Raw genomic sequence first — 7,072 nt, 5'->3', positions numbered from 1 at the left:
CCGAACGGGCCGACCGAGAGGGCTGGGGGGCCGCGCGCTTCCTGGCCACCCTGTGCGAGCATGAGCTGGCCGAACGCACCGAACGCCGCATCGCCCGCCACATGGCCGAGTCGGATCTGCCCGACGGCAAGACGCTGGCCACCTTCGACTTCGCCGCCGTGCCCACCATCCGCAAACCCCACGTCGAGGCGCTCGGCCGGGGCGACGGTTGGATCGAGCGCGGCGCCAACCTGCTGATCTTCGGCCCCAGCGGCGTCGGCAAGACCCATGTCGCCGCCGCCATCGGCACCGCCCTCATCGAAGGCGGCCGGCGTGTCCTGTTCACCCGGACCACCGATCTCGTGCAAAAGCTTCAGGCGGCGCGCGGCGCGACCTCGCCCTGCCAAACCTGCTGGCCCGGCTCGACCGCTTCGATTGCCTGATCCTCGACGACCTCGGCTACGTCCGCAAGGACCAGGCCGAAACCTCGGTGCTGTTCGAGCTGATCGCCGAACGCTACGAACGCCGAAGCTTGATCTTGACCTGCAATCAACCCTTCAGCGCCTGGGACGCGATTTTTCCCGATCCCGCCATGACCGTGGCCGCCATCGACCGCTTGGTGCACCACGCCACCATTCTGGAACTGAACACGGAAAGCTACCGCCGCCGCTCCGCCCTGGCCGCGGCCCAAGACCCGAGGGCCGGCGAAGGGTAATCGACGCGACAACCGCGTAATTGTCGCCGGACCGGCGCGGCGGCATGATGGCGGCCATGTATGAGCCGCCGACCATCGCCCAGCTGAAGATCACGATCCTGGACATCGACCCGCCGATCTGGCGGCGCCTGCTGGTGCCGCGCAAAACCACGCTGGCCGAGTTGCACCACATCATTCAGGCCGCCTTCGGCTGGCTCGACTACCATCTCCATCAGTTCGAGATCGGCGGCTTGCGCTTCGGCGACCCCGACATGCTCAACGCCGACGCCTTCGACGACGACAGCCGGGCATTGCCGGAGGAGGACGTTCGCCTGTTCGACTTCCTGTCCACCCCGCCGCCGTTCCTCTATCTCTACGACTTCGGCGACGATTGGCACCATCGGATCGAGATCGAAACCCTGCGTTTGCCCGAGGCCGATCGCAAGTACCCCGCCTGCATCGACGGCGCCCGCTCGCGACCGCCAGAGGACGTCGGCGGTGTCCATGGCTACGCTGAGTTCCTCGACGTCTTGCACGACCCAAACCACCCCGACCATGCCGACATGAAGCGATGGGCGGGCCGAGCATTCCATCCCGAAAAGTTCGACATCGCCAAAACCGATCGCGCTGTTCGCTCCGCTGTCCGCGCCGCAAAACGCCGAGCGGCACTGTCACGATACGACTGATCCCACCCTCCGACCGGACACCGTAATTGGCGTCAACAGGACGTCAAAATTGTCGTTGCACAGCGGATGGGGCTGCGAGCGGTCTACCAGCGTCCGAAGACGACGGTGCGGCACCCCGAGCACAAGATTTGGCCGTACTTGCTGCGCGACCTGACCATCGACCGACCCAACCAGGTCTGGTGCGCTGACATCACCTACCTTCCGATGCGCCGGGGCTTCCTGTCCCTGGTGGCGGTGATGGATTGGGCGACGCGCAAGGTCCTGAGCTGGCGGCTGTCGAACACCATGGACGTCGAGTTCTGCATCGAGGCGGTGGAGGAGGCGATGGCGCGGCACGGCCGACCGGACATCTTCAACACCGATCAGGGCAGCCAGTTCACCAGTCCGCGTTTCACCGGCCTCTTGACCGCGGCCGGCATCCGGGTATCGATGGACGGGCGCGGCCGGTGGATGGACAACGTCTTCATCGAGCGGCTGTGGCGATCGATGAAGTACGAGTGCGTCTACCTCCACGCCTTCGAGACCGGCAGCGAGGCGAGGGCCGGGATCGGCCGGTGGATCCATTACTACAACATGGACCGTCCGCACTCCGCGCTCGGCGGCAGAACCCCGGAGGAGGCCTACCAGGGCACACCGGACCCCATCAGATTGGCGGCATGACACGGACCTGAACCAAGCTTAGCAAAGCCGCAAATCTGTCCGGGAAACGGGGACCATCTCAGTGGACCATCTCAACCGAGGCAACGGTCGCATTCATGGCGGTTTGACGTGGGTTCGGGAGGCTCTTATCCCGCACCGGATTGACTGGGGGCAGCTGCACGGTGAACGCGGTTCCGGCACCGTCGCGGCTGTCAACCTCTATGCGCCCGGCGTGAGCCTCTATGATGCGTTTGACAAGATAGAGACCGAGTCCTGCTCCGGCGCGCCGCCCAACGTTGGGTGATCGGTAAAACTTTTCGAAGATGTGACCCAGATCGGCCGGCAGAATTGCTGCACCCGGATTGTGGACGCACAGTTGCACCGTGTCGCGCTCCACCGACAGGGTCACGGTGACCTCACAGGGATGGGAATATTTGACGGCGTTGTCGATCAGGTTCGACAGAGCCACCGACAAAAGTGATGGATCAGCCATGACCGTCGCCGGCTCGCTCGGCAGATGGACGGCAAAGGTGGCATGACGGTGCAGCAAAGCCAAATCGGCGCACAGCGACCGTGTCAGGTCCGCCGTGTCCAACGGCTGCAGGGCCGGCGTGAGGCTCGCCGCTTCCAGCCAATCCTCGGCGAGGCAGTCCTCGACCAGCTTGCGCATGCGCTGCGCTGCGCGTCGGATGCGCGCCAGCTTATCGAGGCTTCGTCCCGCCAACTCGCCGCCCGCGGTCAGATCATCCACCGCGACGTGGATGACGGCCAGCGGGTTGCGGAACTCGTGCGACACCATGGCCAGGAAGTTTCGCTGCTCCGCCATGGCGTTGCGTTGGATCTCCAAGGCCGTCTCGGCCTTCTGGCGCGCGGCGTCCAGACTCTGTTCCAGGTCCTTGTGAACGGAGATGTCGTTGAGGTTGACGATCAGCGCTTCGCGCCGTGCGAATCCCACCGCGGCGGCGGACACGCGCAGCCACAGCCGCCGTCCGTCGGGCAGGCGGGCCAACGTTTCAGCCTCCCATGGTTCGCCCGGCGGACGGCTCCGGGCCTGAAGCATGGTTTCGGGCTCTCCCACCGTGCCCAGGTCGATCAGATCGGGCAGCCGGGCGCCGATGGCGGTCCCTTGGATGGGGCCGAGCAGGTCCGCGGCCCGCTGGTTCAGGAAGGCGACCGTCAGGCTGTCCGGAAACACCACGAGGATCGGCAGCGGCGAGGAACTGACCAGATCGCTCAATTGCCGCTCGCTCTCCGTCAGCAGCCGGGCAACGCGTTCGCGTTCCCGCACCTCGCCGGCCAAGGCTTCGGCGCGCCGGGCCTCCTGCGAGGCCAGCCGCTCGGCAACCATCAGCACCATTCCGGCGCAGCCGATGAAGACGAAGGGGATGTTCCAGACGAACAGAACCAGCGCCATGGTGCCACCGCCACCCCCATTGTTCGGCACCATGTTGATCGAACTGCCCAGAGCCATGGCGATGCGAAACGTCAGCATCACCGCGTTGACGGCGAACAGGCCGATCACCAACCGCCGGCCGATCACGCTGCCATCGGACCGTCCGACCAGAGCGGCGATGGTGGCGACCGAAAAGGCGAGCAGCCCAGTGCTGACCAGAGCGACGCGTGCGTTGCCGTCGTCGAGCAGCCAGAGCAGCGGCGTCCCCACCAGAAGGGCTGCGACATACGGAACGGCCGGAAGGGGCGGCAGGCCGACGAACTGCCGCATTCCCATGTAGGTGAAGCCCTGGCCCAGCAGGAGAATGCCGTTGGCGACGGCGATGCTCAGCCACTCCGGCACCGGGGCGGGAAGCATCCGCAGCAGGAAAAAGACCCCCACCAGGATGTTGCCCCACGCCCAGCCCCGCGGACCGGGCACCGAGGTGTTGAGCTTGTAGAGAAGCGTGGCCACCAGAGCCGAGAGGAAAATCATCACTCCGGTCATGGCGAAAAGAGTGTTGCCGTCCAGATGCATGGGCCCGCCCTCTATACCGTCTGCTGTGCCGGCCGCCATGCCGTATCGAAATTGTGCCACATCGGGATTGCGTCGCGTCGGTACGTTCCATGTTGCCGGGTGCGGCACCATCGAGCGGTTGTTGACCCGAGTCTCGCTTTAATTCCTATTGCCCCTTTCGCGAGCAATGCCGTAGAGACAGTATCGTCTTTCCTCCGCACTTTCTTCCACAAGGTGCTCGTCACGTAAAGGACGGTTATGAAGCCCGATGACGTTTCGGTTTTCCTCGTGGAAGACGACGAAGATTTCCGAGACGCCCTTGCCGATTGTCTCGATGGGGCCGGCTTTCATGTCCGTGCTTTTGCGGATGCGCTCAGTTTCTACAAAGGTTCTTTATCGGTACGACCGGACGTTGCGGTGATCGACGTCAACCTTCCGGATGAAAGCGGATTGGAGGTGCTTGGACACGTCACCACCCTGGGGATCGGGGCCATCCTGCTGACCGCTCGCGGCACCACCAGCGACCGGGTGGCGGGGTACGAGGCTGGGGCTGACATCTATTTCGTCAAGCCCGTGGACACGCACGAGCTGATCGCGGCGATCCGCGGTCTTGCCGTCAAGGGCCGTCGCCGCATGGAAGCCGCCGGGAAGAGCGTGGAAGCCCCGGCGTCCGAGGGTGCCGCACCGGTCTGGCTGCTGAAGCAGCGCTCGCACCTGCTGGTCGGTCCGGACCTGCAGGTCGTGCGTCTCGCCGATCAGCAAACCAGACTCCTGGCCGCGCTCGCCCTGCACGCGCCCAACGCCGCGCCGCGGGACGACCTGCTGGCCGCGCTCGGGCACAATCCGGAATTCAGCGACCGCCAGATCCTGGACTCCGCGATCCGCCGCCTGCGCCGTACCGTCGAGGTTTCCGCCGGCATTCCCCTCGCCGTGACCACCATCCCGCGGGTGGGTTACGCGTTGCGCGACGGCATCGTCCTCGACCCGAATTGAGCGCTCCCCTCCCTCCGGCGGTGGACCAGATCATGCCGGCGAACCATACGGCCGATTTGAAGACCGGTATCCCCGTCCCACCCACGAACAAACGATGGGCGGACAAACGATGGGCGCTGTCCCTGGTCCGCCGTCACCGACGCGCCATCGTCCAGGCGCCCGGCCACGCCGCCGGTTACATGAATCTGGGTGAGGGGCTGCGCACGCTCGGCCAGGATGGCGCGGCGGCGGTGGTCAACGCCCGGGCTCTGACGCTGCGCCCGGATTATACCCAGGCGCTCTGCGCGCGGTCGGTCCTGTTCGCTGGGCAGGGTTGTCCGCGGGCGGCGCTGCGTCTGGCCTTGCGGGCGCTGGCGGTGGACCCGGCTTTTCCCACCGGCTGGGACTGGCTCGCCCGGCTGGCCGGCGCCGAATCGCTCGACGAGGTCCGGCTGAGGGCGATGCTCCGCTCCGTCCGGCTGACCCCGACCCGCACGGAGGCGCTGGTCGCCTTCGGCACGGCCCTGACAGACGGGGACCGGGTGCGGGGCGATGCCCGGGCGCGGGAAGAGGGAGTCGGCATTCTGCAGCGGACCCTGGCGCTCGATCCGGCGTCCCCGGAGGCGATCGGGGCGCTGGCCGGCGCCGCCTTCCGCCTCAGCCGTTTTTCGGAGGTGCTGCGTCTGATCCGCCAGCTGCACCGGATCGATCCGCAGAACGCCAACGCTTACGCCATGCGCAGCGTGGTCGCCACCATGCTGGGCGACTTCGACGCGGCGGTCGCCCATGGCCGTTGCGCCGTGCTTCTGGCGCCGGGGGAGGCCACCCCCTGGATCAATCTGGCGCTTGGCCTGCACGCGCTGCAGCATCCGGAGATTGCCGCCCATTACAATCGGCGTGCCGCGCGGCTGGACCCGGGTGGAGCGGTGGGCCGCTTCAATCTGTCGCTGAACCTGCTGGCGATGGGTGATCTGGCGCGTGGCTGGCGGCTCTACGAGGCGCGCTGGCGCATGGGCGGCGCCAGGACGCCGGATCACGCTCCACTCTGGGACGGCACCGACCCGGCGGGCCGACGTATCCTGCTGACCGCGGAGCAGGGACAGGGGGACACGCTGCACTTCATCCGCTACGCCCCGCTGCTGGCCGCGCGCGGCGCGCGGGTGGAGGCGCAGGTGCAGCCGTCGCTGGTCCGGCTGGTCTCCCTGATGCCCGGCGTGTCCGCGGTCCACCGGTCAGACGAACCGCCGCCGCCCTGCGATGCCGTGGTCGCGCTGCTGAGCCTGCCGCGCCTGTTCGGGACGACGCTGGACACCATCCCGGCCGCCGTTCCCTATCTGCGCACGGCGCCGGCCGACGAGGCGCGCTGGCGGGAGCGCCTGACGGGAGAACACCGGGTCGGAGAGCGCCGACTGAAGGTCGGGCTGGTCTGGGCCGGGGACTCGCATGCCGCGCACCTCGGCGCCAACGCGGTGGACGGGCGGCGCAGCTTGCCTCTGGCGGCGCTCGCTCCGCTGGCCTCCGTACCGGGAATCGCCTGGATCAGCCTCCAGAAGGGCGCTCCGGCGGCCCAGGCCGGGACGCCGCCGCCCGGCATGGACCTGACCGACTGGATGGACGACGTCACGGACTTCGCCGACACCGCCGCCCTGATCACGCAGCTCGATCTCGTCATCTCGGTCGACACGTCGGTGTGCCATCTCGCCGGCGGTCTGGGCAAGCCGGTCTGGGTGCTGTCGCGCTTCGACGCCTGCTGGCGCTGGCTGATCGGCCGAGACGACACGCCCTGGTACCCAACCATGCGCCTGTTCCGGCAGGAACGCCCCGGCGATTGGGATCCGGTCATCGCCCGGCTCGCCGCCCGCCTCCGCATCGTGGCGGACCACCGGATTCCCGCCGCGCCCACCCTATTAAGGGCATGAGCCTGCGGGGCCGCCGTCACGGCCCCTTCCGTCGAGCCGGTCAGAAACCGGTCAGATCCACGTCACCTTTTGTCCATGTGATTAGTGCGGCTTCTTCACTATCGTCCAAAACCGCCACTTTTGGTGTGCGCCACGCAGCCGAAAGTCGTGAATTTGGCATAATTCTCTACAAATATCAGAGAATAAGCGAAATGAAGCCGTATTTTTTAAAGCATCTGCCTAGTAATCCGTCCAG

At 66.7% G+C, this 7,072-nt stretch carries 4 protein-coding genes and 2 pseudogenes (1 of these 6 running past the window's edge); 5 read left to right on the top strand and 1 reads right to left on the bottom strand.

Going from position 1 to position 7,072, the window contains the following annotated elements; genetic code table 11:
* The 3 genes and pseudogenes from istB to H1Q64_RS30305 all read left to right on the top strand — a co-directional run.
* Positions 1-694 (top strand): annotated as a pseudogene (gene istB / locus H1Q64_RS30315) (IS21-like element helper ATPase IstB); it begins 52 nt to the left of the window's first position.
* Between the two features lie 44 nt (positions 695-738).
* Positions 739-1,359 carry a plasmid pRiA4b ORF-3 family protein gene (locus H1Q64_RS30310; protein WP_237906837.1) on the top strand — a complete coding sequence of 207 codons (621 nt, stop codon included), beginning with the start codon at positions 739-741 and terminating at the stop codon, positions 1,357-1,359.
* Positions 1,360-1,419: 60 nt separating this feature from the next.
* Positions 1,420-2,019 (top strand): annotated as a pseudogene (locus H1Q64_RS30305) (IS3 family transposase); the annotation flags it as partial.
* Between the two features lie 58 nt (positions 2,020-2,077).
* Here the strand turns inward: H1Q64_RS30305 and H1Q64_RS30300 are convergent.
* Positions 2,078-3,967, bottom strand: coding sequence for a sensor histidine kinase (locus tag H1Q64_RS30300; RefSeq protein WP_237908047.1), 1,890 nt, complete (start codon positions 3,965-3,967; stop codon positions 2,078-2,080).
* A 237-nt stretch (positions 3,968-4,204) separates the two neighbouring features.
* On the opposite strand from H1Q64_RS30300, the gene H1Q64_RS30295 reads away from it, so the two are divergent.
* Both H1Q64_RS30295 and H1Q64_RS30290 read left to right on the top strand, forming a co-directional pair.
* Positions 4,205-4,939, top strand: a complete 735-nt coding sequence (locus H1Q64_RS30295) for a response regulator transcription factor (protein ID WP_237908046.1) — start codon at positions 4,205-4,207, stop codon at positions 4,937-4,939.
* 32 nt (positions 4,940-4,971) lie between these two features.
* On the top strand, positions 4,972-6,837 hold the full coding sequence (locus tag H1Q64_RS30290) for a tetratricopeptide repeat protein (protein WP_237908045.1): 1,866 nt from the start codon (positions 4,972-4,974) through the stop codon (positions 6,835-6,837).
* Positions 6,838-7,072 lie beyond the last annotated feature (235 nt).

This window comes from Azospirillum brasilense (assembly GCF_022023855.1).
In the GTDB taxonomy this organism is placed as follows: Bacteria; Pseudomonadota; Alphaproteobacteria; order Azospirillales; family Azospirillaceae; genus Azospirillum; species Azospirillum brasilense_F.
Note: the sequence above shows the minus strand (reverse complement) of the source record. Positions and strands in the feature narration are given on the sequence as shown.

Bases quoted from the DNA above. Each gene is read 5' to 3' on its own strand.
- H1Q64_RS30310 (WP_237906837.1), top strand. From the start codon at position 739: ATGATGGCGGCCATGTATGAGCCGCCGACCATCGCCCAGCTGAAGATC.
- H1Q64_RS30300 (WP_237908047.1), bottom strand. From the start codon at position 3,967: ATGCATCTGGACGGCAACACTCTTTTCGCCATGACCGGAGTGATGATT.
- H1Q64_RS30295 (WP_237908046.1), top strand. From the start codon at position 4,205: ATGAAGCCCGATGACGTTTCGGTTTTCCTCGTGGAAGACGACGAAGAT.
- H1Q64_RS30290 (WP_237908045.1), top strand. From the start codon at position 4,972: ATGCCGGCGAACCATACGGCCGATTTGAAGACCGGTATCCCCGTCCCA.